A 24020-nucleotide genomic window follows, 5' to 3' on the forward strand; every position below is an offset into this window, starting at 1 on the left:
ATGAAAACTAGACAACCTAATAAACAAGATTATAAATTTATTCATGATTTATGTGTATTAAGTTATGATAATGAAAAACAGTGGATTGGATATCCTAGAGTTGAAAGTTTGGACGTACTAAAAGCTGAAATAGCTGAGTATGATCATACGCTTGAAAATTGCGTCTTCATCATTGAACGTGACGAGAATCCGATTGGGTTTACTGGATATTTATTTGAACCCGGTGATGATGAAGCCTATGTCATTGGCCCTGTATTTACTGAGAAAGAACATTCAGAACACAATGTAAGCGAAATATTAGAAATGCTGCGAGAGCAAGCTACTTTTTCTAGGCTGATGATCACAACTCCATCTAAAAACCAAATCACAAACTCTGCCCTTCAACGACTTGGTTGGAAACGTACACACCAACAGTTGGAAATGCAATTTAATCTTAGAAACATTCAACCCTATTCGATTAAACATCCCATTCTCCCTACTGACCAAAAAATGTTACCAAAAGTAGCAGAACTATTTAAAGAAGCTTTTAATTGGGAAAATGCCGAGGAAAGGTTACAGCACGAGTTAAATGAGTTTGGGATGGAGTCGGCTTTGATTGAACATGGTGAGCAACTAATGGGAGCTATACTATGGGATGATGTTGACGGAACTAATTTTGTTAGATTAGAAGATGTCGCAGTGAATCCTATTGCTAGGAGACAAGGTATTGCCTCCGACCTTATAAAATATGTATTAATTCAATCTAAGCACAACTCAAATGAAAAAGTTTTTCTAGCTGTTGACCTTGACAACACAAGCGCAATAAAACTTTATGAGACATTAGGTTTTAAAGAAACTATGATTAACTATTCTTACGAAGTAATCCCTAGTTAGCCATTAGCCAACTAGGGACTTTTTAATTAAAAATTCGTTTTCGCATTAATGCTTGGTTGAGTGTGTTATGAGTTTCAACCGATTTGAAACGCACGCCGAGATTGACCATAGTCTGGGCAACTTCTGGCCTTATTCCTACTAATACCGCATGCGTTCCAACTAGTTCCATAGATTCTACAATTTTAAATATATGGCTTGCGACCATCGTATCGATCACTGGGACTGCTGATAAATCAATAAAAATTTGAGATAGGCTTTGGCGATTTGCTTCTGTTAAAGCTGTATCTAGTAAAATTTCAGCTCTTTCTGTGTCTATATTACCAACCACAGGTAATACAGCAGTTCCGTTACCTAGAGGAACGACAGGAGCAGACAATACTAAGAAGTTATCATGTGCTTCTTGGATTCTTGTTTTATATTGTTCTATAAAAGCTAATGTAAAAGAATGGATTCCTTGATCTAATAATGGGTCTAACCTATGGATAAGTTCAAAAATAGTTTTAGTTGAAAAACCTTGTTCTAAAGCAATCCCTTCAATCTCTTTCCAAACGGTTAAACGTAAACATGATACTTTTTCTAACGTATCACTTAAATCCGTCCCACGTTCTATCGCCCAGTCACCAGTATTTTTACCCCACTTAGAAATTTGTTCTAAGCTATCTTTAAAATCAGGTGTACAAGCTTTAGCGAAAAAACCTACAAGTTGAGCTCTGATTTCTAGACGCTCTTCTGTAACCTCTTCATCAGTGCCCATTTTCTTCGCCAAATCATATTTTCGTTTTTCTAATTGATCACTGATGAGTTTAAGATCCTCGTAGTTCGAATGATTATGTTCTCCCATTCATTAGCCACCTTATTTTAGACTTATAGTTTATTATAAGTTAACACACAAATAGAATTATGAAAATTATCAGACCTAAGACTTAGAAAAATTTACTCCTCAAGACAAATGTTAACAATTGTTTTTTAACATACAATTGATATGGATTAACAAAACGTCAATATTTATGGAGGATAGCTAATGAAGTTGATTGAATTTCTATTGAATCGAAAAATCTTAGTTGGATTAGTCACTGTATTAGTTTTTTTAGTTGGCGGTTATGCCATCTTGAAACTAGATCAAGAACTACTGCCTAATGTCGAATTGGACGCAGCCTATGTCTATGCCTATGCAGATGATTTGCCTGCGACTGAAGTAGAGCGATCTATTACGGTCCCTCTTGAACAAGAATTAGAAGGAATTGATGGGGTTGAAACGATTGAATCAACCACTTACTACGGTATGAGTCAATTTCAAATTTTAATAGAAGAAGGGCGTGGATCCGATGTTTATCAAGACATTGAATCCTCCGTCTATTCAAAGGCATCTGAAATTAATGAGATTAGTAGTTTTATGTCTGGGCAATTAAGTACCGATCAAGGCTATGAATTTTTCATGGATCTTTCAGGTGATGATTTAAAAGAAGTGACGCAATTCGCCTTAAATACTTTTGAACCTCGCCTAGAAAGTTTGCCGGAAATCAATGATGTGTCTTTTGAAGGCGGTTTTCAAGAAGAGGTTTTAATCGCTTTTGACCAGGATGCCCTGGCTGATTATAATTTAGATGCTCACTCGTTACTATCTGTCATTGAGCAAGCTAATACGGATTCTACATTAGGTGAGTTTAACGAAGCAGACCAGACATCTATTTTGCGTTGGCCTTCTAATATCCAATCACTCGAGGACATCGAATCTATTTCTGTCCCAACTGAATCTGGTTTTATTGAGTTGGACGATGTCGCTGATGTCTCTATCCAAGATAGTACTCAGCAATCCATGGCGTGGAAGAATGGGTCACAAGATTTTATGCTAGTTCAAATCAGTCGAAATAAAGACTTTACTCAGATCGAGATGGCTGACGCCGTACGTCAAGAAATTCAAGCAATGGAAGATGAAGGATTATTTCAAGATGTCATCGCTACTGAAGTTGTTTCTCAAGCCGATTATGCTGAGGACGCTTTAAGTGGAGTTAGTCAAAACATATTAATTGGTGGACTCCTCGCGCTAGTTGTTCTCCTTATATTTTTAAGAAATGTGCGTGCCACTATTATTATCGGTGTCACAATTCCAGCATCTATTCTCCTAACATTTACAGCTATGTGGTTGTTAGATTATAGCTTTAACATTTTATCCCTTATTGGTTTAGGGCTTGGAATTGGGATGATGGTTGATTCTTCTATCGTCATTTTAGAGTCCATTTACCGTCAAAAAGAAAAAGGCATTCATGGGATGGAAGCCGTTTTAAAAGGGGTTAAAGAAGTTGCAACTGCTGTTATGGCCTCAATGTTAACCACTATTGTGGTATTCTTGCCAATGGGATTAGTTGGTGGCGATATCGGAAGCTTCATGATCGTATTATCACTAGTTGTCGCTGCTACCTTAATTAGTTCGGTAATCGTTGCATTTACGATTATTCCATCACTAGCAGATCGTTTTTTAAAAATTAAAGATCAAAAGCAAAATAAAGATGAAGGTAAGATTATAGGTTTCTACGGGCGTCTTGTAAACTGGGTTGTTCGCAAAAAAATGCATAGCCTAGCTATTGTGGCTCTGTTCATTTTTATGTTAATTGGTTCAAGTTTCTTAGTCAGTAAAATTCCAATGACGATTATGCCAGATGTTTTTAATCGCTATACAGAAATGATTGTGACGCCAGAACAAGGCATCTCACCATCTGAAAAGGAAACCATTGTTCAGGAATTAAATGATCGTTTAATGGAAGTTGAAGATGTTGAAGTTCGCGGCGCTTTTTTAATAAAAAGAACCGTACAGTTTTATACAAAAACTAAACGGTTCAACAATATCTATAGTCTTGTTCTATTAATATGTTCCATGAGTACCCGAAGGACTCAAGGCTAAAATCAACATCTTTTCTACCACTTTTCTCCGTGTTTCTAAATCAAACGGCTCTCCACATGGTCTCCCCAATCGAAAAGGAACATATAAGGTTCGTGGTATCTTTAACCTTTCACCAATCTCAGGAATTAACGTAACCATCACAGTTGTGATTCCCATTTCTTCTGCTTTGCGAGCATACAGCCCCAATACCGTATGGCAAGCTCCTCAACCAGGAGTTAGCAATAATATATCAACTTTACCTTCTTTTAGTTTCTGTGCCACTTGAGTAGCTGTGTCCTCATGAGGTTCTGGTTTAAGAGTACCACCATTAACTCCAATGTTTAGATTAGAGACGCTACCAATCATGCCATCTTTTTGTATTTCTTTAAGTGTTTGAAGGGGGAAAACAATTGAAATATCTTTTTTGGCTGTTTTCGTATCGTAGTATAAATGAGTGGCTGTCAGCTCCTGATCCGAGGAATGTGCAGGAATTATTCGAAACGTATAATCTCCATCTGACTCCACATCAAATGGTCGATCAGAATTTAGATGAACACCACTACTTGTTAGCAAAGCTACATTAGCCGAATTTAATGGTTTCGACGTGTTTGATGCTGGTAAATCATTCTTTTCAATTGTGCCTTTAATTGAAAATTTTTTATAGGATTCGGGGAAAAAAGTAGACCAAAATAAGACAGCTTTAGATTGTAAAAAGTATCTAATTTTCATATAATATCACCTCTTTCCTTCATAGATTTCTTTACTCCATTTATTAATATTCGAAGTAGTTATGCGCTATCACTCACCTTTGGAATGATTTACGTCGTAAATACGTAAATACTGAACGTTTTCAGAACCATCCGCGTTGTTTTTACATTCCGTTTTTAAAATGCTACTCTTTCATACACACTTATATTAACACAATTGCACTTGCCATCACGACCATTACACTACTAAACAGAAAATAAATGATGAAGATATAGGTTTGTTGACGGCTAAAATTCATGACGACATCCCAATCTTTTTTTAATAGTTTTATTGATACATTATTCTGTGTAGCTAGAGAGCTTGTATGTCCCTCTAAATCTGGCATTAGAAACGTAAGTAAACCAGAAAGAAATAAGGTAATGGCGTTTGTGTAAATAGCAAAGATTGGAGTTCCAATAACAAACAGTAAGCCTGCAAATGCTGGACCAGTTAAAAAGGCACCTGAGGTTACTAAACTATAAAGCGAATTAAATCTTTTTCTCTCTTCTTTTGGTATAAGTTTAGTAATATAAGTCATGGAAGTTGGCTCAAACATTGAACTGGCCATATTTAAAATGAAGACCACTAAATAGATAAGAGAAATCGAGTCCATAAAAGGCAAAAGAACTATAAATGAAGCTCTAAATATATCAAGGAAAATCATCAAATTTCGTTTATTCAAACGATCAATAACACTTCCTGCCCAAAAGTTAGTTAATAGAGTTGCCAATGGCTTAATGATGTATAAACCTGATACAGCAAGCGGTGAACCCGTCATATCCAATACAATTAAATTTAAAGCAATAAAATAGATCCATTCACCTATATTTGATACCCCAATACCCAGTAATAAAATTGAAGGATATTTCCATGATTTTAACTTATTTTTTATCACCAATGACTTCTCCCCTTCCTTAAAATAAAAAAACTCGCCCTCAAGACCTATTGCCTTGAGGACGAGTATTACGTGATGCCACCCCACTTCATTAATATGTCGCCATATTAACCTCTTCAAGTACAGCGAAAAGCTTATACTCTAGCTCTATAACAGGAGCAACTGTCACGCTATCATTTATCAAATCCAACGTGATCCTCCGAGACTTGTTTCAATGAAACTTTCATACTCCTTCTCAGCATCTGGAGCTCTCTGTTATGAATCGATTCCATTTACTCTTCTCTTCATCGCATTTTAGTTTAATAATTTTATATATTCTAACACCCGTACATAACTTATTCAATATGAGGTTACTACATTTCAAAATAATTCAAAATTTGAACCCGTTTTTTTGGAAAAGGATAGATTTCTTTTTAAATTCACCAAGCACATTTGCCCAACGCTTTGAATATTTTAACTATGAAGGCTAAGGAGGTTAGATTATGGATCAATTTAAAGGTGACAGAGAACACAAAAAGGACAAATATGACAATATGAAGTATCAAAAAGATTCTAATAAGCATTCCTATTATAAACAGCCTAATGCGAATCACGGCATGAACCCTCATCACATGGGACACAATATGGGGCCTAACATGGGTGGTCACATGGAACATAATATGGGACCGAACATGATGCATCATATGGGCCCTAATCATCCTAATGAAAACATCGCTGGGCAAGCAAATATGGGAAATGCAGATCATCACAAGAAATCTTTATTTGATACTTGTCACAAACATCATCTATACCTTGTTCAGACTGAAACAATCGATGGTCAAATGTTCGAAGGGATCATTGATGAGTATGACGATGATGGTGTGACTTTACTGGTGCCTTATGGTGATCAAGATCGTGTAGATGGATATGGCCCCGGACCAGGCTATGGGTACGGTTTTGGACCAGGATTTGGACCACAATATGGATACGGTTATCCAAGACGTTTCCGTCGATTCAGGCGTTTCCGTTTCCCATTTTTTAATTTAAGGAGAATTTTCTTTCCATTCTTTTATTAAAGATATGGTAAGTACCCATTCCTCCTCGCTGCTTCTGTCATTTAATGATAAGAGGCAGCTTTTTATGGTAGGTCAAAACCTTAGATAACTCACCCCTACCATTGCCCTAGAGGAGGGAAAAGGATGAACGACTTTATCGTATATAAAGCCCTTGGTGATTCGCTAACTGTAGGAATTGGTAATTATTTTTCTAAAGGCTTTGTGAATCGCTATGCCCAACGAGCAGTTGAAACACTTCAGCTACCAGTCCGAACTGAAGTATTCGCTAAAAATAAACTGACGAGTGATAACTTGTTATACCGCATTCAAGATGAAAAAGTCCAATCGCGGTTAATGACAGCTAATATCATCACCATTACAATCGGCGGAAATGACTTATTACAAGCTAACGAGACATTTTTGCATTCGTTTAACCCGAGCGTTTTTGATGAAGTCACCTTTCAGTTTTATCTCAATATGATGTCCATCTTATCAGAAATCCATTATCTCAAATCACTTCACCCGACTCCATATATCATTCGATTAATCGGATTATACAACCCATTTCCTCATTTATCTTATAGTGATTTTTGGGTACAGCGATTTAATGATATTTTGCTATCTTTTAAAGATGAACAGACTCAGTTTGTCGATATTTATTCTTACTTTATCTATGCAGGGGAGCATTTATTTAATTTCGGGAGGCTGCATCCTAATAAATACGGATATGAAGTGATCGCTGAGGCTACAGCTGCAAGTGGTTTTGAACCGTTAAAACAAGCTATATGGTCTCATAAAGCATAAATAAAACTCCCCGGTACAACCGAGGAGTTTGTTTATGTTCCACATGACCCATCATCACAGTATTCTGTTTTAGATTGTTTATCATTTAAGACTTGGATTTTAGGTTGGTTTTTTTCTTCTTCATAAACTTTGTTTAAGACATCGAGAAATACATCCGTTGGTTGTGCACCTGATACAGCATACTTCTCGTTAAATACGAAAAACGGTACCCCCTGCACTCCAATTTGATTAGCGTCTTGTTGGTCGGCACTCACATTGCGCTTGAACTTGGATGATTCCAGCATTTCCATCACGTTATCACGGTTTAAACCAACTTCTTCCGCTAAATCCGAAAGTACTTGATGGTTCCCAACGTCTTTACCTTCTGTGAAATAAGCTCGCATTAAACGTTCCATCATATCATACATCTTACCCTGTTGATCGGCAAAATGACTAAGGCGATGGGCATCTTCCGTATTAGTTGGAATCACTTGATCAAAGTTAAATTCCAACCCAACTGTTTTAGCTTGTTGTGCCATTTGATCATTCATACGTTTACCTTCTTCATATGGCATACCATACTTATTTGCTAAAACTTCATGTATATCTTGATTTATATTTTTTTCTGCATCTGGAGTTAATTGATAGCTTCTAAAATGGATTTGAATCTCTTCTTTATGCCCAAATTGAGTCATGGCTTCTTCTAAACGTCTTTTCCCTATATAACAAAAAGGACATACAACGTCAGACCAAATTTCGATCTTCATATTACGACCTCCACATTTCGTTTCAAAGCCATTATTCTATATTTTTATAAGAAATTCAAATGATTACATTATTTCGTATTAATATGTCTCGCTTCGTTTTCCTCTATATTTAATTGTTTTTTCCTTGAACAAATAGCTTATTCAGGCCTTTATAAAGCAGGAATGCGGCTATAGTAAGAGCTAAAAGAGACGTTACATAAAATAAAACTTCCACCGCAAATCACCCCTTTTTGTACGTTGTTCATTATATTGTACGTATGTTTTTAAGGGATTGCAAAACTATTGCCTCATTATACAAGCCTTATTTTATAATTCATACGAAAAAGGCCTTGCGCATAGGCGCGCAAGGCCTTTTATGATTGTAATTCTTTATTTTCTTCTTTAGTAAAAGCTCGTGATCGAGTTAAGAAACGCTTGCCCTCAACTCCTTCTAGTGAAAACATGCCACCTCTTCCATCCACTACATCAATAATCAATTGTGTGTGTTTCCAGTATTCAAATTGGTTTCGATGGATATAAAATGGAACTCCTCCAATTTCACCCAAGTAAACATCCTGGTCGCCAATCATTAAATCTCCTTCTGGATAGCACATCGGTGAGCTACCATCACAGCACCCACCTGATTGATGAAACATGATCGGACCATGTTTTTCCTTTAGTAGCTCGATTAACCCCAAGGCGGCATCTGTCGCTGTGACACGTTTAACCATGAAAGATCTCACCTTTCTTAAATTTTGTAAAAAGGAGCCTTAATCAACAGGCTCCCTTACTTTCATTTTATTCATTTAACCTTAGTAGAAACCTAATTTCTGTGGGCTATAGCTCACTAATAGGTTTTTCGTTTGTTGATAATGACTTAACATCATCTTATGATTCTCACGACCTACTCCAGACATCTTGTATCCACCAAATGCCGCGTGTGCTGGATAATCATGATAGCAGTTAGTCCAGACACGACCTGCTTTGATACCGCGACCAAAGCGATAAGCTTTATTAATATCACGCGTCCAAACACCCGCACCCAAGCCATATAACGTATCATTCGCAATCTCGAGTGCTTCTTCGTCATCTTTGAATGTCGTAACTGATAATACTGGGCCAAAAATTTCTTCTTGGAAAATACGCATTTTATTATGCCCTTTAAAAACAGTCGGCTGAACATAATAACCGTCTGCGAACTCACCATCCTTAATGTTTTGCTCACCACCAATCAAGCATTCAGCACCCTCTTGCTTACCAATGTCTAAGTAAGATAAGATTTTCTCTAACTGTTCACTTGAGGCTTGAGCACCCATCATCGTATTTGGATCAAGTGGATTACCTGTGTTAATAGCTTTCACACGCTCTAACGCCCGTTCCATAAACTCATCATAAATATCTTCATGAATGAGGGCTCGTGACGGACACGTACAAACTTCTCCTTGGTTTAGAGCAAACATAACGAGACCTTCAATCGCTTTATCGACGAAATCATCATCCTGGTCCATGACATCTTTAAAGAAAATATTTGGTGATTTACCACCTAATTCAAGGGTAACTGGAATTAAGTTTTGTGACGCATACTGCATGATTAAACGACCTGTTGTCGTTTCACCAGTGAAGGCAACTTTATCAATACGAGGGTGTTGTGCAAGTGGCTTACCTGTCTCAAGACCAAAGCCATTTACGATATTGACAACCCCAGCTGGGATTAGATCTTCAATTAATTCCATTAAAACTAAAATTGAGGAAGGAGTCTGTTCAGCTGGTTTTAGGACGACACAGTTTCCTGTCGCTAGGGCTGGTGCTAATTTCCAGGTAGCCATTAATAACGGGAAGTTCCAAGGAATAATTTGACCAACCACACCAATTGGCTCATGGAAATGATACGCTACTGTGTCATTGTTAATTTCACCAATGGAACCTTCTTGTGCGCGAATAGCACCTGCAAAATAACGGAAGTGATCCACCGCTAAAGGTAAATCAGCGTTTAATGTTTCACGGACGGCCTTTCCGTTTTCCCAAGTTTCAGCTACCGCAAGCATTTCTAAATTCTCTTCAATACGGTCAGCAATTTTGTTTAACATATTTGCACGTTCAGCAACAGATGTTGTCGCCCATTCATCTTTTGCAGCATGAGCAGCATCTATTGCTAACTCCACATCTTCTTTGGTTGAACGTGGGATTTCACAAAAAGGTTTCCCTGTTACAGGAGTTACATTTTCAAAATACTGTCCATTTACTGGTTTGGTCCACTTACCACCGATATAGTTTTCATAACGGTCTTTAAAATTCACAACAGCACCATCTGTGTTCGGAAAAGCATACGACATTAAAGCATACGTCATTCATAATTCCTCCCTATTGATAATTTTAATTTGGAGTGAACTCTGCGAATGTATACGCTTTCATGGTGTCCATTATGTAGTCAACAGAGTTTTACTCTTGATTATATTTTAACAACATTAAACTAAAAATTCAAAATATTTAATTAACATTAGAGCCAGTTTGTCCTTTACGAATCATTTATGTTTTATAAATGTTTGATTTCGATTCCGCATAATATTCATGGATTCTAATACGTAATTGTCCAGTAAAACAGAGTTGACACCTCATTTATTGTAAAGTAAACTTTACGTTAAGTAACCTTTACATTTGGGAGGGGATTGTTTTGTTTAAATCAAACAACTCAAGGACGGTTTATCTGATTTTAGCCATTTTAATGACGATCAATGCTGTGTTTATTTCAATTACAACTATTTACGCTGGTGACTTCCCTGCAGGAATTGATATGATAACGATTAGCTTGGCTTATATGGGGTGGAGTATTTATTACTTGTATCCACAATTTAAAATGAATGACGAACGAACAAAACGGATTAAAGAACGAGGTTTATTTTATAGCTTTTTTGGTATAATGGGATTTTTATTGTTTATCATCATCTTCATAGGTTTTTTTGACGCCCAATTAGAAACCATGAAGTTAATTCAATATTTAACATCTTTTATCATGATCATGATATGGACATCATTTATCGTCACTTCGAAACGGATGTGAAAGTTTGGAGAATAACATAAAAGACAAACGAAAAGAATTCGGGTATACACAAGATGATCTAGCTGAGATTTTAGACGTTTCCCGACAAACTATCATTTCAATAGAAAAAGGGAGATACAACCCCTCGTTACAACTCGCATTTGATATTGCTAGAACGTTTAATTGTTCGATAGAGGATATATTTTTCCCTGATTAAATGAAAAAAACGATAAAATCTAACTAGCTTTTTTATAAATCTTTGAACTCTCTTTATTGTTTGTGAGCGATATATAGATTGAAAGCACGATAGAAAATAATAACGTTAGATGGAATACCACATGAAAAGTATTTGGCACAATTCCATTCATCTCAGGTAAAAATGAATGGGTATCGCCGAACATCTCTCGGTATTCCTCTACTTTTTCTTCTGCTTTATAGCCCAAGAAATAGGGTAGGTACCAAGAAAACAATACGCCAATAAATATAGATAATTGATGAATCACTAACCAAAGTCTTGCCCAAATTGGATATCTTTTGCCGATAAAAATTAAAACTAGGCCTAATAGAAGGAGAAACTGTACAACTCCAATTAATGTGGTCGTTATTAACTCAGAAGACGATTTTGCTTGATGTATTGCTTGAACATCATTCAAAGAACCTAATGGAACCCAATCTTGTATAATCATAAATATTAAAATGATACTAAGCCCCAAAACTAACAGCTTTTCTGACCGTCGAATGTTCCTCATCCCTTCATCTCCAATCTCTTTTTTATTAGCCATCTCCATCATACTAAATTCACAAAAATTAACAATAAAAAAGCTGACATTTCGTCAGCTTTTTATCACTTTTAATATTTGTTCTATTGTCGCATGTTTTTCAGGTGATTCGTCTAAATGTTTCCATAACAACTTACCATTTTCATTAAAAATGAACGTTCCACCTTGAATAAATACATCTTGAGTGGTCATAGATTTTTTAACAAATGAGGCTTGTTGTTTGTCCTTCGGTATAAGGTCCTTAAATTTCCCGAAAACCACTCCAACCATCACTTTAGCCATCGGCATAGTTTTAGACGGAGTGATCGCACCGATCCCGTTAAACGCTTCACGATTGGGGTCACCAACAATCTTAAACGGATAAGGCCCAAAAGCATCTAAAAACTGTGTTATAAATGTTGCTTTAGATGGAGCGACCGCCACAACCTGGTAGCCTTCACTCTCGATGTCTTCATACTGCTCACGCAACTGCGCGAGAAATTGTCTACATATTGGTCAACCAAGATGTCTTGTAAAAACTAAAACGGTTCTTTCATTTTTAATTAGGTCGTCTAATTTTGCCGTACCGTTTTGAGTTTCAACCTTATATGGTAGATTCATTTCCCTCCTCCTTCGTTTTCACTAATAATATATAACTTAGCACAATTAAGATTTGACTTACTAAAATTATGATAGCTAACGGTAAAATAGTACTTGTTCCAAACACACCCACAATAGGAGCCACTGTCCCACCAAATACGAACTGAAACAAGCCGAGTAAGGCTGATGCGCTACCTGCATTACGATTTTGTGTTTGCATGGCTAACGATAGGCTAGTCGGATTCATCATACCTGTACTAGAGGTGATGAAGAAGAGCCCTACGATAACAAAGATTAAGCCTCCATGCATAACGGCTGCTGATACTAAGGTCACACCACCAGTTAACGCAATGATAAACCCAGTGATGAGTAGTTTCTCTTCATGAACGATTCCAGATAGGCGTCCAACGACTTGGCTCATAGAAATAAACCCAAGGGCATTTAACCCAAAAATCATGGCATAAGCTTGAGGAGAAATTTCAAAGATGTCTTGTAAAATAAAAGATGAACCCGAAATATAGGCAAACATCGCCGCCGATGCAAAACCTTGTACGAGTGCAAAGCCCATATATCGACGATGTTTCGTCAATCGCACAAAAACACTGATGGTTGCCTTTAGTCCGCCATCTGATCTCTCATTCAGCGGTAATGACTCTTTTAATCTCAAAATAGCCACTGCCGTTAAGATTAATCCAGCTACTGATAAAATAACAAATAAACCACGCCAGCTTGTAAAGAGTAAAATTTGCCCACCAATCATAGGTGCTAGAATTGGGGCAAGCCCCATTACTAAAACGAGTAAGGAGAACATTTTGGTTAACTCGGAACCTGAATAAAGGTCTCGAATTATGGACCGGGAAATAACAATTCCACCAGCCCCTGAAAAGCCTTGGATAAAGCGCGCAACAACTAACACCCAAATGTTTGGTGCTACCGCACAGATAATGGAAGCCACTATATACACAGAAATCGCGATGATTAAGGGTTTTTTCCTTCCAAAAATATCACTTAATGCACCAATGACAAGCTGCCCAAAAGCAATTCCTATTAAACTAGTTGTTAAACTTAATTGAATTAACGACGCCGAAGTACCAAGATCTCCTGCTAATTCCGGGAAAGCGGGTAAATATAAGTCTATCGTTAATGGTACTAGTGCCGTGAAAGCGCCAAGCATGAGTATTAATTTCCAATGGGATGATCTTGATGACATATTTTCAAACACCTCTTAATTATTTAATCATATCGACTATCCTATATGATATTTCCTTAAATTAAAAGAAAGCTGTTTACATAAAGTTTTAAAGTGTGTATACTGTGTATATTGATATTAACAGTATAACAGTTAATCGGAGGTCAACATATGTGGTCAGAAGCATTTAAACTCGCTCTATTTGAGTGGAAAATTATGTGGATTAAACGAATTTTTATTCAATTATTAACTTTATTAGTTTTAATACTATTTATAAGCTCATTAATTGGATCACAATTAGAAGATGGCGGTATTGGCATTGATATTTTCTTAATTACGTTTCTTGCATTCGGGTATGCATGGTCGATACCAAAAGATTTTCAATACCAAAAAATTAGCGAGCAAACCTATGCTTCACCTGTATTTTTTATGCTCCATCAATTACCTATAAAAAATGAGGTTTTAATTAGAAGTCGTTTTGCCATCTTCTATATTAACTTAATTCCGATGTCAGTGATTATATTTACTCTGCTTTATTTTATTCCTGATTTTAATGGAATTTTTACATTTGAATCTTATATCGCTTTTGCTTTGTTTTGGAGCAGTATAGGATTTAGCTGCAGTGCGATCTACCCAGCTAGTGATGTTGGAGATCGTAATGTTAGTACCGTCCGGCTAATCTGGATTACGATTTTCTTTATAGGAGCCTTGTTATTGATTACCATTCCAACTTATATTTTCTATGATAATGGTCTTATTAATTTATCGGTTGAAATCGCGAACCTACATCCATTAGCGTTGTCTATTTTTTCACTCATCCTAATCCCCGTTTCAAATTGGATCTGGATTAAATATGCCGAAAACAAACTGTTAAAAGAAGACTTTGATATTTAAGGAAGGAGATGGCGCCTTGGAACTCCCAATCAAACTATCAGAACAATCAAGAGAACCAATTTATCATCAAATCGAACACCAAATTAAAGCTCTGATAGCTAGCGGTCAATTAGAAACTGGGACACCTCTTCCTTCCATTCGAGCTTTATCAAAAGATTTGGAGGTGAGTGTCATCACGACACGCCGGGCTTATCAGAATTTAGAGTATGAAGGATTTATTAAAACCTTACAAGGTAAAGGAACATTTGTTGCAAATATTCATTCTTCACTCAAACGAGAAATTAAAGAAGACACCGTGGTTAGAGCATTAAAGACAGCCATCGAGACCGCTTATCAGCATAACTACAGTAAAACAGAAATTAACAAATTATTTAACGCAATATTAAATGATCAGGAGGGAAGGTTATGAAGGCATCTATAGAGGTTACCCAACTTGAAAAAATAAGAGATGATTTTCATTTAGGACCAATAAATATTAACATTGAACCTGGGATTGTCACAGCTCTAGTCGGAAATAACGGTGCTGGAAAGAGTACACTTATAAAAACAATCATGAACCTAGTGAAACCTTCCTCTGGTGATATTCGTATATTAGGAAGTTATGTAGAGGAAACGCAAGATTGGCAAAAAGAAATCGCTTATTTACCTCAGAATAAATTAGGCTATGACCCGTTTAATGGCAATCAGTTAAAAGAGCTGATCGCTAGCTTATATCCAAACTGGGATGACAAGTTATTCAACCGTATGGTTAAGGAATTAGACGTTAACCTACGTAAAAACTTTAAAAGTCTATCACCAGGAATGCAACAAAAACTGTTACTTTCTTTAACTATCCCAAGAAATACTCCAATTTTGATTCTTGATGAACCAACCTCACATATTGATATTGTTTCAAAAAGTATTTTATTAGATTTGTTAGCGGAATGGATGGAACATGACGATCGGACACTCATTTTAGCCACGCATCAAGTCGAAGATATTCGTAAGTTAGCTGATATGGTGGCTATTATGAAAGACGGAGACCTACTCGCTCATACAGATAAGGATTCGCTGACACAATCCTATACTCAATATTGGATGGTCGACCCACTTCCGAGTGATTCATTACCAGGTGAAGTGAAGCGTAAAGGTAGTAAATCGATTGTTACGGAGAATGAAGTTCAATTAGAACAGTATTTAAGTCAACATCAATTGAATTGGTTAAACAAAGAGCAGCTTAGTTTAGAAGATACCATTTCATTAATGTTAACAATATAACAAGGGGGAGAGCGTGTTGGAAAAAGTATTAAGTGTTAGTAATATTGAAAAATGGTTTAAGAAAACCAAGGTATTAAAAGGAATTTCCTTTGATGTGCACCAAGGAGAGATCATGGCAATATTAGGGCCTAATGGCGCGGGTAAATCAACGACCATTCGTAATATTATGGGTATTATGTATCCTGATAAAGGAAACGTGACGTTTCATAACCATAATGGATCAGAAATACCTCGTCATAAAATTGGGTATTTACCTGAAGAACGTGGTCTTTATAAGAATGTCAAAGTGATGGATGTCCTTCTTTATTTTGCGAGTTTAAAAGATTATCCAAAAGATAAAGCAAAAAAACGAGCAATTGATTACCTTGAAAAGCTAGGCCTAAAAGGGAAGGAATATGCTTCTGTAGAAGAACTTTCAAAAGGTATGGGGCAAAAAGTTCAGTTTATTGGTTCCATTATTCATGAACCGGAACTGTTAATCTTAGATGAACCATTTTCTGGATTGGATCCTGTTAGCCAAGAAATTTTCAAAAACGAAATTAAACAATTAGCTAAAAATGGTACGGCCATTTTACTAAGCTCACACCAAATGAACTTAGTCGAAGAGATGTGCGATCGACTCTTTATGATTAACCGTGGACAAAAAGTGATTTATGGTTCAATGGACGAAGTTAAAACAGAATACGCCAACTTTAAATGTACCATTCGAGGAAAAAATGACTTATCCGTCCTTGAAAAGTTACCAGCTGTCACTCGCGTTGAGCAAAGTGATGATATTTCGATTATATACTTAACGCAAGACGTACAAGTTACCAACTGGCTGAAACAACTTCCAGATTCACTAGACGTACAGGAGCTTTCCGTGGATCGCGTGTCCTTACACGAAATTTTCGTTGATATTGCGACGGATAAAAATCTGGCAGAGGAAGTAGGTGGGTCAAATGCGTAATAGTATGAAGGTTGCTAATTGGGAGTTTAAACGAAATGCTAGAAATAAATCATTTATTATTTCGCTTTTTATCACACCCCTATTGTTCGTTATTTTTGCAATGGCTCCAACTTTTTTAAGTAATTTTGGAGACGATGAAGACTCTGAAACAACTGTTTATTTAAATGACGAGGTAGGAGTGTTTGAAGCTATCCAGCCAATGTTGGAAGATCGTGACTTTGTATCGTGGGATGTTGTTGAAACATCTGATGAACCGGAGCAAATGCAGGAGCAGTTAAACGAAGAAGAAAAAGCTGCTTACGTTTTAATCAACCAAGAGACATTGGAATCTGGAACGGTCACCTATATGGTCGGCGATGATGTCCATGATGACTTTGAGAATGAATTAACTATTTTACAACAACCAATTAAACAGGCACAGCTTCAAGTGGCTGGTTTGTCTTCCGATCAAATGCAGTTAGTCCAATCACCGATAGATTACCAACTGGCTTTTGAAGGAGAAGCGTCAGAAACAGAAGCTGAGGAAACTGGTGGCTTCCCATTCGAACAAGCGCTTCCGAGTATATTTGCAGGAATTTTCCTATTTTCAATTGTCATTTCTGGTATGATGATTTTCCAAAGTGCTTCTCAAGAAAAGAAAGATAAAGTTGCTGAAATTATTTTATCTTCAGTTACAGCAGTCGAACTCATGCAAGGTAAAATTTTAGGTTACTTTAGCCTAGGAATTTTACAAGTGACTGTTTGGCTTACGTTAGTTGCACCATTTGCCGTTTGGAAATTGGAAGATGTACCTTTATTCGAATACTTATTCGTCCCAGAAACGCTCATGTTACTAGTCATTGCAATATTAGGTTATTTACTATTCGCTGCTTTATTTGTAGGATTGGGAGCAACTATTGAAGATTATTCAACGAGTGGCAACTTCCAGGGTATGGTCATGATGCTACCGTTTATCCCATTCTTCTTAGTTGGTCCAATCTTTACTAACCCGTCAGGAATCATCGCTCAAGTCGCGACATATATACCGTTTACATCACCAGCCGTGTTACTAATGCGTTTAGCGGTATTAGATGAATGGCCATGGGTTGAAATTTTAATTGGCCTTGCTATCTTAATCGTGAGCATTTGGATCTTCATGAAGCTTGCGGGTAAGATCTTCCAAGTTGGAATCTTAATCTATGGTAAAAATGCAACACCACAAGAGATTTGGAAATGGTTAAGAGCATAGATGATCGCTACTAGACAATTATAGAAGTTTTCTAGACAAATTGGCTTTCTATCTAGACAAATTCAAAATTTTACTAGACAAAATTGAATTTTTTCTAGTAAATAATTTAGTATACTAGAAAAAGGGCTTCCCGGTCATGATCGGGAAGCCCTTTTTTATTTATTCGATGAAGCTTTTATCGACTAAACCTGTTAAATCAGGTTGTTCATCGAGAAATCCTAAGTCATGCGATGAATTCGCGAATTCTTGTAAAACTTCTTCGCTAACATCATACGTGAACGTGATTCGGTCCCAAGCGCGATCAATTACTGAAGCTGAAAGCTCTTGGTCAGTGATCTCTTTAATTTTGTTAATGGCAATGGTCTTGGCCTCATCTGGATTGTCTTGGATAAATTCTGTTGCTTTTTTGTGTGCATCAACAATGCTTTGAACGAGTTCAGGATCATTTTCAATTAATTCATTTGATGTAACAAAAACGGCTGCTGGTAAAGTTTCTCCATATGCAACATCTGGTGTATCTACTAGAACTTCAGCTGTTCCCTCTTCTTCTATAAACGACGCCCAAGGTTCAGGAACTGTTGCTACATCAATATTCCCTGTGTCAAACATGTTTGAATAAGTAGCTGGTTTTCCAGTTACGTGCTTCATTTCACCATTCACACGGTCAGACGTTAGACCATATTCATCTTTCATTAATGCTTCAAACTGAACGTCATGCGTGCAACCTACACGAGGAGAGATGAATGTTTTTCCTGCTAAATCTTCAGGAGAGTCAATATTTGCATCAGGACGAGCCATAATAACCGTTCCACCTGTTGAACCCGCTGCTACGATACTGACCTCAGCCCCGCTCGTAAAGTGGTTCATCGCTGGTCCCGGTCCTACAATCCCTGCTTGGATATCACCTGTTTCAAGCGCTGTCATAAACGCTGAACCATCTGGAAAGTACTGATAATTAACCTCTGTTCCATCTGGTAGTGTTTCAGTATATAAATCTTTTTCTTCCGCCACCATTCCCGCTACATGGTTTATATTCGGAAAGTAACCAATTGTCACTTCTTCTGAGCCTTTATCGGCATTAGTACTTCCACATGCCGCAAGGAAAGCACCAAGCAATAATACCATTGCTAAAGTTATGATCTTTTTCATTTTAATAAAACTCCCTTTCTATGATTTCAATAATCCCCAACGTTTTAGAACATTTTTCTCTAACTTAGAAAAAACTAACTGGTCGACAACAGCCCCAATCACACCAATAATAATGATGATTCCAATCACCTGTTCCATTTTGGCAAAATCAGATGCGAATTGAAGTGAGTAACCAAGGCCTGGCCCGTTACTTAAAAGCTCACCAGCCATTAATGCTCGCCAGCTAAATGCCCACGCCAAACGTACACCTGTCATGTAATACGGGATACTGGCCGGGATTTCGACACGGAAAAATAGCTCAGTTCCCTTCGTTCCCATGGTTCTGGCTGCTCTAACTAACTGTGGGGGGACATTATGAATTGCTGAACGTACATTAAGCGCCATCACGAACGTACCCCCTAATACGACGACAAATATAACAGCAAACTCTGTAAAACCGAACAACATTAATGATAGTGGCACCCATACGATACTTGGGATACTTTGGAGTGCAATCAGATACATCCCGGCTGTTTCATCAGCTTGACGAGATTTCCCGAGTAAAACACCGAGGATGGTTCCGATGATTAGAGCAAGGGACATCCCGATGAGAAGGTGCTTAAAACTTGCCCCTAAAGCCACTAGTAAACTACCATCTAAAAAGCCACTATAAAGTGATTGGAAGACTATAAATGGTCCCGGCAACACAACGGCAGGGAAAATGTTTAATAAATAGATTGCCTGCCAAATTCCAATAACAACAACTAAAAATAAAATCCGTTTAATGGCTAGCTTCATGGTCTAATTCTTCCTTTAACACTTTATTAATCTCATCTTTTAGCAGATCCATCACTTGATTTTCAAGCTCGATCACTTTAGCATCATCGCGCCTTCTAGGTCTTGATACATTAATGTCAAAATCAGCTATTATTCTACCAGGACGAGTCCCCATCACAACCACACGGTCTGATAGCTTTATAGCTTCTTGGATACTGTGAGTAACAAAAAGGATCGTTTTCTTCGTTTCGTGCCAGATCTTTGTTAATTCATCGTGCATAATGTGACGTGTTTGTTCATCTAGAGCTCCAAACGGTTCATCCATTAACAACACTTTAGGGTCCATCGCAAGTGCTCTGGCAATTGCCACTCGTTGCTGCATACCTCCCGAAAGTTCATAAGTGTAATGGTTTTTGAACTTACTTAGATGAACCATTTTTAAAAAGTGATTGACTCGCTCTTCTGCTTCTTTTTTAGGCAGCCTTTTTTTGATAGGGTAGAGGACGTTCTCTTGCACATTCAACCATGGAAATAGCGATGGCTCCTGAAACACCATCCCTCTGTCAGGTCCTGGTTGATTAATATCATTGCCTTCTAATGAGATCGCACCTTCCGAAACACTTTCTAAACCAGCAACCATTGAAAGTAGTGTTGATTTTCCACAGCCTGAAGGTCCTAAGATTGAGACAAACTGATTTTCCTCAATAGTCAAATCAATACCCGAAAACACTTCGAATCGACCTTGATTCTGATCTGTATATGTTTTACCAACGTTATTTAAATTTAACATGACTTCACCTAATTTCTGATAAACCCTATAAAAATACTCGGTTTTAGTTACAGTATTAAATTATACAGTTGGGACAGAAAGTGTGTCAACTATTAGGAAAAGCTAAAAATTTGAGCACATATAAAAAAGCCTGGCTAAGCCAGACTAATTTTTCAGTTTAAATTGAACTTTTGTATCAAGCTGATAATTTTGTTCCTTGTAATTGAAATTGGTATAACCATGGACTTCATAAAAGCCTTTAGGGAAATCCCCATCCATGACTTGTTGAATAAATTCTTTAAATTCCTCAGAATCTTCCCCAGAAAAACCACCAGAACCTGTATACTCCTCCCTTAGTGGTTCACCTTTTTTAAGAACGGTTGTTAATAAAGGTTCATTCATGCTATAACCAATATCATACTCTCTGGACACTTCATAAATCGGAAAGTAGAATGGGGATGCGGCGTGGGTAATTTCAACAGAGTCTTCATCGCCTACATATTCTAACTCAGCATATACTTGAACATCAGATCCTTGATCATACTCTTCTTTTTCAGTCACTAAACGATAAATAAAGTCTTCTTCTTGAACTTCGCTTTCTGTAGATGAAACTTCTTCCTGATCAAGCTTATCATCAGAAGGGGCACCGGTTCCTGTCGTTCCACACCCTATTAGTAAACTCATCATTGATAAAATAAATAAATTCCTCATCTCATCACCTCGTATAGTCTTTGACGAACTTAATAAAAAATTGTTACAAACGATGCACCTTTTTGGGTGAATACCTATATCTTGTAGTATACGACTATGAAGATGAGGTGTTAGGAAATGGGAAACCCAATTGTAACGGGAACTAGCACTGGGGATACAGTTTCTGTTCAAATTGATTTATTTCGTTACCCAATTCGTTATATTAAAGTTTACTTAGGTGGAGACTTGGTCGGTACGTTCCACCCTATTTCTGACTTTCACTTAAGAAACCCTGAAGGAAAGCCTGTTAAAGTAGCACTCGTTTTCGCCGATGGAGATAAGCACGAGACGGTTTTAATGGGAGGAAAAGGACGAAGGACACACCATAATCATGACTTTCAACCAGGAGATATTTTAGTCGCGTGTGATAACTTTGGCGATTTTCCACCTCCGGGATATATGGGGCATGCGGCTTTAGTCCTTAACAACAGAGACATTATTGAAGCTACTACTTCCATGCCGCAAATTCGTGTGTCCACTATTCGAGAGTTTGTGGAAATTCACCCAAAATATGTTCATTTACGCTGTCGTGACAGCTGGGCAGCTCATGAAGCAACCGCTTTTGCTTATGAATACTTACAAATGTATAACGATAACCTTAATACTGGTGAGGACGTTCCACCGTTTTCTTTCTCACCACTTGTTCCATTAAATGATCCTTACCATTCTATATATTGTTCAAAACTTGTGTGGCTTTGTTATTACTATGGTGCTGGCGTCGAATTGGAAAATGATTTCTTCCTTTACTCCCCAGAAGATTTATCGACGCTTGAAAATGATGGTCGATTTGAGGTCATCTATAAGCACCCTGAGTTTGAATTCAAACTCAACACTTAAATGTTAGGGGCGTCCCATCTGATGGGATCAGCCCCTATTTTTTAGCGCGATGCTTTTCTCCCTTTTACCATCCAATAAAAGCCTATTAAAATTAATATGACTGACGTTAATTGATATAAAACTTCTAAACTAATAAGGTCAAGAACCACGTAGCCTATTAATGGTCCTACCGCGGCGCCTAAATCAACCGCGACCGTATAAGCTGTCATGAGACCTACCTTAGATGTGGTCGTTGCTACATCGGATGCTAATGAATCGGTCACTGTGACTAGGATCGTTGACATTAATTGAAAAACAAGAATCAACCCTATAATCCATATAAAATATAAATCCTTCGTCAGAAAATAAAATGCCATTCCAGACCCCACAAAGGCAAAAACGAGCATTTTGACCCTGCCAAACTGTTCATCTGATAGCCTTCCAGCAATAGGAGCTAAAAAAGGATCCCAAGCCCACTTAACGGCTTGGATCAGTCCCGCAATGGTCCCGACACCTATGGCAAAACCTAAGAATGTCCACTCTTGATCCAATTGGAAATCTATTAATCGACTTAAAGTTGATAAAAAGATCCCAAAAATCACCATCGCCATGATAAAACCTGTCGATAAAACGGACCACGCTTGGCAATTTTTCCACATGTTCGATTCTTTTGTGTGAGGAGATGTAGATGGTGTTTCCATTTCTTTTGTTTTTGGTATGTATTTAAATGCAATTGGTAGACTCAATATGGATAATAATCCAAATAAAGTCGCCACAACTTTAAGGTTAGTAACATCCGCCAGTAGACCTCCCGCTAACATTCCAGTTAATCCACCAAGCCCCCATAATCCATTGTATTTACCCATTAACCTTCCACGAGACTGATCATCCGCTACTTCCATAACGGTTAAGAAACCACCTAGTCGAAGAAATGACCAAGCAATCCCCCAAATACAACGCATCACAAGCAACATGACAAACCCTTGTAACCATCCGTACGATAAAGTTGATAGTGTAGCTAGAATAATGGCGAGCACCACACCCGTTCGTTTATCGATATGCTTATAAAACCAACCCACCAATGGGTTGACTGGAAGGCGGATTAAACGGTTGACAGATAAAAGAACCCCCACTTGCCACAATGCCGTTAGACCAAATTCCTGCCAATAGATTGGCATAACGATAAACAGCATAGCATCCCCTAAAATACAAGCAGCTGTGATTAAAGCTATAACGGTTACTTTGAATTCATGATTGCGTTCCATATACGTCTCCTGACTATTTTTATAAAGTACTCCATCATATCATATTAGTCTTTAATTGCAATATGAAATTCAAGAAAAGTACAAGCTCTCCCTACCTCTTTTCTTCAACAGGGTGACATTTCGCCAATTTGTCATGATGATTCGCTAATTTTTTATTAACTTTCGCCAATTTAATTATGTTTCTCGCCAAACTTGAGTAAGGTTTCGCCGGTTTCATGGTTGGTTTCGCTAAATAAGGCGCTTCTTTCGCCAAATTTATAATTTTTATATAAAAAAGGGCTCCACCATTGCTGGTGAGCCCTTTGTTTGAGTCATTAACGATGACTTACTTCTACTTCCATGTCTATTCCGTTTGTTGCTGGATCTATAGTTTGAAGGGTTGATTTCTTTCTCTTGAAGAATGAAATCACCTTTTCTGCTGCGTATAGTACTAAGAAGGTTAAGAAGACGGTTAATGATACTAAGATAAGAGACATTTCCATTACTCCCATCCCCCTTCATTCAAATATTGTGATTTATTATGATTTGCAAGTATATAATATCAAATTTTACGATTATTTCAACCTTAAATATAAAATTCTTTTATAATTTTGTACATTCTCCTATATATAAGCAAATACTCTCAATTTAAAATTACTTTAAAGCTG

General features: G+C 37.3%; 27 protein-coding genes and 1 other annotated feature. Of the genes, 12 read left to right on the top strand and 15 right to left on the bottom strand.

Annotation, left to right across the window (positions count from 1 at the left end; genetic code table 11):
- Positions 1-873: a GNAT family N-acetyltransferase gene (locus tag BMY57_RS04225; protein WP_175615244.1), complete on the top strand. Its 873-nt coding sequence runs from the start codon at positions 1-3 to the stop codon at positions 871-873.
- Between the two features lie 22 nt (positions 874-895).
- On the opposite strand, the gene BMY57_RS04230 is transcribed toward BMY57_RS04225, so the two are convergent.
- Positions 896-1714, bottom strand: a complete 819-nt coding sequence (locus tag BMY57_RS04230; protein WP_091772784.1) for an STAS domain-containing protein — start codon at positions 1712-1714, stop codon at positions 896-898.
- Between the two features lie 180 nt (positions 1715-1894).
- Between BMY57_RS04230 and BMY57_RS04235 the strand changes: the two genes are divergently transcribed.
- Positions 1895-3772 (top strand): efflux RND transporter permease subunit, encoded by a 1878-nt coding sequence (locus BMY57_RS04235; RefSeq protein WP_091772785.1) that lies wholly within the window; start codon positions 1895-1897, stop codon positions 3770-3772.
- Between the two features lie 204 nt (positions 3773-3976).
- Here the strand turns inward: BMY57_RS04235 and BMY57_RS04240 are convergent, their stop codons facing one another.
- Both BMY57_RS04240 and BMY57_RS04245 read right to left on the bottom strand, forming a co-directional pair.
- Positions 3977-4480, bottom strand: a complete 504-nt coding sequence (locus tag BMY57_RS04240) for a glycine/sarcosine/betaine reductase selenoprotein B family protein (RefSeq protein WP_091772786.1) — start codon at positions 4478-4480, stop codon at positions 3977-3979.
- A 181-nt stretch (positions 4481-4661) separates the two neighbouring features.
- Positions 4662-5393: an MFS transporter gene (locus BMY57_RS04245; RefSeq protein ID WP_256205246.1), complete on the bottom strand. Its 732-nt coding sequence runs from the start codon at positions 5391-5393 to the stop codon at positions 4662-4664.
- A 54-nt stretch (positions 5394-5447) separates the two neighbouring features.
- Positions 5448-5690 (bottom strand) — a binding site (T-box leader).
- Between the two features lie 185 nt (positions 5691-5875).
- Between BMY57_RS04245 and BMY57_RS04250 the strand changes: the two genes are divergently transcribed.
- Both BMY57_RS04250 and BMY57_RS04255 read left to right on the top strand, forming a co-directional pair.
- On the top strand, positions 5876-6448 hold the full coding sequence (locus BMY57_RS04250; RefSeq protein WP_091772787.1) for a hypothetical protein: 573 nt from the start codon (positions 5876-5878) through the stop codon (positions 6446-6448).
- Between the two features lie 123 nt (positions 6449-6571).
- Positions 6572-7231 (top strand): GDSL-type esterase/lipase family protein, encoded by a 660-nt coding sequence (locus BMY57_RS04255; RefSeq protein WP_091772788.1) that lies wholly within the window; start codon positions 6572-6574, stop codon positions 7229-7231.
- A 32-nt stretch (positions 7232-7263) separates the two neighbouring features.
- Here the strand turns inward: BMY57_RS04255 and BMY57_RS04260 are convergent, their stop codons facing one another.
- The 3 genes from BMY57_RS04260 to exaC form a co-directional block, all read right to left on the bottom strand.
- On the bottom strand, positions 7264-7977 hold the full coding sequence (locus tag BMY57_RS04260) for a DsbA family oxidoreductase (RefSeq protein WP_091772789.1): 714 nt from the start codon (positions 7975-7977) through the stop codon (positions 7264-7266).
- 353 nt (positions 7978-8330) lie between these two features.
- The gene (locus BMY57_RS04265; RefSeq protein ID WP_091772790.1) at positions 8331-8687 is read right to left on the bottom strand and encodes a DUF779 domain-containing protein; all 357 of its coding nucleotides are present in this window, start codon (positions 8685-8687) and stop codon (positions 8331-8333) included.
- Positions 8688-8768: 81 nt separating this feature from the next.
- Positions 8769-10289, bottom strand: a complete 1521-nt coding sequence (gene exaC / locus BMY57_RS04270) for an acetaldehyde dehydrogenase ExaC (RefSeq protein ID WP_091772853.1) — start codon at positions 10287-10289, stop codon at positions 8769-8771.
- 338 nt (positions 10290-10627) lie between these two features.
- Between exaC and BMY57_RS04275 the strand changes: the two genes are divergently transcribed.
- Entirely contained in the window at positions 10628-11014 is a 387-nt protein-coding gene (locus tag BMY57_RS04275; protein WP_091772791.1) for a hypothetical protein, read from the top strand.
- A gap of 4 nt (positions 11015-11018) precedes the next feature.
- Entirely contained in the window at positions 11019-11210 is a 192-nt protein-coding gene (locus BMY57_RS04280; protein WP_091772792.1) for a helix-turn-helix transcriptional regulator, read from the top strand.
- A gap of 19 nt (positions 11211-11229) precedes the next feature.
- Here the strand turns inward: BMY57_RS04280 and BMY57_RS04285 are convergent, their stop codons facing one another.
- The 3 genes from BMY57_RS04285 to BMY57_RS04295 form a co-directional block, all read right to left on the bottom strand.
- Positions 11230-11775: a hypothetical protein gene (locus BMY57_RS04285; RefSeq protein ID WP_256205237.1), complete on the bottom strand. Its 546-nt coding sequence runs from the start codon at positions 11773-11775 to the stop codon at positions 11230-11232.
- Positions 11776-11826: 51 nt separating this feature from the next.
- On the bottom strand, positions 11827-12264 hold the full coding sequence (locus BMY57_RS04290) for an AhpC/TSA family protein (protein ID WP_091772793.1): 438 nt from the start codon (positions 12262-12264) through the stop codon (positions 11827-11829).
- Between the two features lie 91 nt (positions 12265-12355).
- On the bottom strand, positions 12356-13561 hold the full coding sequence (locus tag BMY57_RS04295; protein WP_091772794.1) for a multidrug effflux MFS transporter: 1206 nt from the start codon (positions 13559-13561) through the stop codon (positions 12356-12358).
- Positions 13562-13711: 150 nt separating this feature from the next.
- On the opposite strand from BMY57_RS04295, the gene BMY57_RS04300 reads away from it, so the two are divergent.
- Genes BMY57_RS04300 through BMY57_RS04320 form a run of 5 tightly spaced genes read left to right on the top strand, consistent with a single transcriptional unit; the run spans position 13712 to position 17868 of the window.
- Positions 13712-14434: a hypothetical protein gene (locus BMY57_RS04300; RefSeq protein ID WP_091772795.1), complete on the top strand. Its 723-nt coding sequence runs from the start codon at positions 13712-13714 to the stop codon at positions 14432-14434.
- A 16-nt stretch (positions 14435-14450) separates the two neighbouring features.
- The gene (locus BMY57_RS04305; RefSeq protein WP_091772796.1) at positions 14451-14843 is read left to right on the top strand and encodes a GntR family transcriptional regulator; all 393 of its coding nucleotides are present in this window, start codon (positions 14451-14453) and stop codon (positions 14841-14843) included.
- Complete coding sequence (locus tag BMY57_RS04310; RefSeq protein WP_091772797.1) at positions 14840-15691, top strand: ABC transporter ATP-binding protein; 852 nt, start codon at positions 14840-14842, stop codon at positions 15689-15691. Before BMY57_RS04305 ends, BMY57_RS04310 begins: the two co-directional genes overlap by 4 nt.
- Positions 15692-15707: 16 nt before the next feature.
- Positions 15708-16640, top strand: a complete 933-nt coding sequence (locus tag BMY57_RS04315; RefSeq protein ID WP_091772798.1) for an ABC transporter ATP-binding protein — start codon at positions 15708-15710, stop codon at positions 16638-16640.
- Positions 16633-17868, top strand: a complete 1236-nt coding sequence (locus BMY57_RS04320; RefSeq protein WP_091772799.1) for an ABC transporter permease — start codon at positions 16633-16635, stop codon at positions 17866-17868. Before BMY57_RS04315 ends, BMY57_RS04320 begins: the two co-directional genes overlap by 8 nt.
- A 159-nt stretch (positions 17869-18027) precedes the next feature.
- On the opposite strand, the gene BMY57_RS04325 is transcribed toward BMY57_RS04320, so the two are convergent.
- The 4 genes from BMY57_RS04325 to BMY57_RS04340 form a co-directional block, all read right to left on the bottom strand.
- Positions 18028-19017, bottom strand: a complete 990-nt coding sequence (locus BMY57_RS04325; protein WP_091772800.1) for an ABC transporter substrate-binding protein — start codon at positions 19015-19017, stop codon at positions 18028-18030.
- Positions 19018-19035: 18 nt separating this feature from the next.
- Complete coding sequence (locus BMY57_RS04330; protein ID WP_091772801.1) at positions 19036-19794, bottom strand: ABC transporter permease; 759 nt, start codon at positions 19792-19794, stop codon at positions 19036-19038.
- Positions 19778-20563 (bottom strand): ABC transporter ATP-binding protein, encoded by a 786-nt coding sequence (locus tag BMY57_RS04335; protein ID WP_091772802.1) that lies wholly within the window; start codon positions 20561-20563, stop codon positions 19778-19780. The genes BMY57_RS04330 and BMY57_RS04335 overlap by 17 nt, the downstream gene beginning before the upstream one ends.
- Positions 20564-20707: 144 nt before the next feature.
- Positions 20708-21253 carry a hypothetical protein gene (locus BMY57_RS04340; RefSeq protein WP_091772803.1) on the bottom strand — a complete coding sequence of 182 codons (546 nt, stop codon included), beginning with the start codon at positions 21251-21253 and terminating at the stop codon, positions 20708-20710.
- Positions 21254-21370: 117 nt separating this feature from the next.
- On the opposite strand from BMY57_RS04340, the gene BMY57_RS04345 reads away from it, so the two are divergent.
- Positions 21371-22129: a C40 family peptidase gene (locus BMY57_RS04345; RefSeq protein WP_256205238.1), complete on the top strand. Its 759-nt coding sequence runs from the start codon at positions 21371-21373 to the stop codon at positions 22127-22129.
- A gap of 41 nt (positions 22130-22170) precedes the next feature.
- On the opposite strand, the gene BMY57_RS04350 is transcribed toward BMY57_RS04345, so the two are convergent.
- Both BMY57_RS04350 and BMY57_RS16025 read right to left on the bottom strand, forming a co-directional pair.
- The gene (locus BMY57_RS04350; RefSeq protein WP_091772804.1) at positions 22171-23373 is read right to left on the bottom strand and encodes an MFS transporter; all 1203 of its coding nucleotides are present in this window, start codon (positions 23371-23373) and stop codon (positions 22171-22173) included.
- A 314-nt stretch (positions 23374-23687) separates the two neighbouring features.
- On the bottom strand, positions 23688-23849 hold the full coding sequence (locus BMY57_RS16025) for a hypothetical protein (RefSeq protein WP_175615820.1): 162 nt from the start codon (positions 23847-23849) through the stop codon (positions 23688-23690).
- Positions 23850-24020: the final 171 nt, after the last annotated feature.

Origin of the sequence: Piscibacillus halophilus, assembly GCF_900110685.1 — a bacterium.
GTDB classification, from domain to species: domain Bacteria; phylum Bacillota; class Bacilli; order Bacillales; family Alkalibacillaceae; genus Piscibacillus; species Piscibacillus halophilus.

What these genes read in the sequence shown, in the direction of transcription:
- BMY57_RS04225 (WP_175615244.1), top strand. Translation starts at nt 1, where the DNA reads ATGAAAACTAGACAACCTAATAAACAAGATTATAAATTTATTCATGAT.
- BMY57_RS04230 (WP_091772784.1), bottom strand. Translation starts at nt 1,714, where the DNA reads ATGGGAGAACATAATCATTCGAACTACGAGGATCTTAAACTCATCAGT.
- BMY57_RS04235 (WP_091772785.1), top strand. Translation starts at nt 1,895, where the DNA reads ATGAAGTTGATTGAATTTCTATTGAATCGAAAAATCTTAGTTGGATTA.
- BMY57_RS04240 (WP_091772786.1), bottom strand. Translation starts at nt 4,480, where the DNA reads ATGAAAATTAGATACTTTTTACAATCTAAAGCTGTCTTATTTTGGTCT.
- BMY57_RS04250 (WP_091772787.1), top strand. Translation starts at nt 5,876, where the DNA reads ATGGATCAATTTAAAGGTGACAGAGAACACAAAAAGGACAAATATGAC.
- BMY57_RS04255 (WP_091772788.1), top strand. Translation starts at nt 6,572, where the DNA reads ATGAACGACTTTATCGTATATAAAGCCCTTGGTGATTCGCTAACTGTA.
- BMY57_RS04260 (WP_091772789.1), bottom strand. Translation starts at nt 7,977, where the DNA reads ATGAAGATCGAAATTTGGTCTGACGTTGTATGTCCTTTTTGTTATATA.
- BMY57_RS04265 (WP_091772790.1), bottom strand. Translation starts at nt 8,687, where the DNA reads ATGGTTAAACGTGTCACAGCGACAGATGCCGCCTTGGGGTTAATCGAG.
- exaC (WP_091772853.1), bottom strand. Translation starts at nt 10,289, where the DNA reads ATGTCGTATGCTTTTCCGAACACAGATGGTGCTGTTGTGAATTTTAAA.
- BMY57_RS04285 (WP_256205237.1), bottom strand. Translation starts at nt 11,775, where the DNA reads ATGGCTAATAAAAAAGAGATTGGAGATGAAGGGATGAGGAACATTCGA.
- BMY57_RS04295 (WP_091772794.1), bottom strand. Translation starts at nt 13,561, where the DNA reads ATGTCATCAAGATCATCCCATTGGAAATTAATACTCATGCTTGGCGCT.
- BMY57_RS04300 (WP_091772795.1), top strand. Translation starts at nt 13,712, where the DNA reads ATGTGGTCAGAAGCATTTAAACTCGCTCTATTTGAGTGGAAAATTATG.
- BMY57_RS04310 (WP_091772797.1), top strand. Translation starts at nt 14,840, where the DNA reads ATGAAGGCATCTATAGAGGTTACCCAACTTGAAAAAATAAGAGATGAT.
- BMY57_RS04320 (WP_091772799.1), top strand. Translation starts at nt 16,633, where the DNA reads ATGCGTAATAGTATGAAGGTTGCTAATTGGGAGTTTAAACGAAATGCT.
- BMY57_RS04325 (WP_091772800.1), bottom strand. Translation starts at nt 19,017, where the DNA reads ATGAAAAAGATCATAACTTTAGCAATGGTATTATTGCTTGGTGCTTTC.
- BMY57_RS04330 (WP_091772801.1), bottom strand. Translation starts at nt 19,794, where the DNA reads ATGAAGCTAGCCATTAAACGGATTTTATTTTTAGTTGTTGTTATTGGA.
- BMY57_RS04335 (WP_091772802.1), bottom strand. Translation starts at nt 20,563, where the DNA reads ATGTTAAATTTAAATAACGTTGGTAAAACATATACAGATCAGAATCAA.
- BMY57_RS04340 (WP_091772803.1), bottom strand. Translation starts at nt 21,253, where the DNA reads ATGAGGAATTTATTTATTTTATCAATGATGAGTTTACTAATAGGGTGT.
- BMY57_RS04345 (WP_256205238.1), top strand. Translation starts at nt 21,371, where the DNA reads ATGGGAAACCCAATTGTAACGGGAACTAGCACTGGGGATACAGTTTCT.
- BMY57_RS04350 (WP_091772804.1), bottom strand. Translation starts at nt 23,373, where the DNA reads ATGGAACGCAATCATGAATTCAAAGTAACCGTTATAGCTTTAATCACA.
- BMY57_RS16025 (WP_175615820.1), bottom strand. Translation starts at nt 23,849, where the DNA reads ATGTCTCTTATCTTAGTATCATTAACCGTCTTCTTAACCTTCTTAGTA.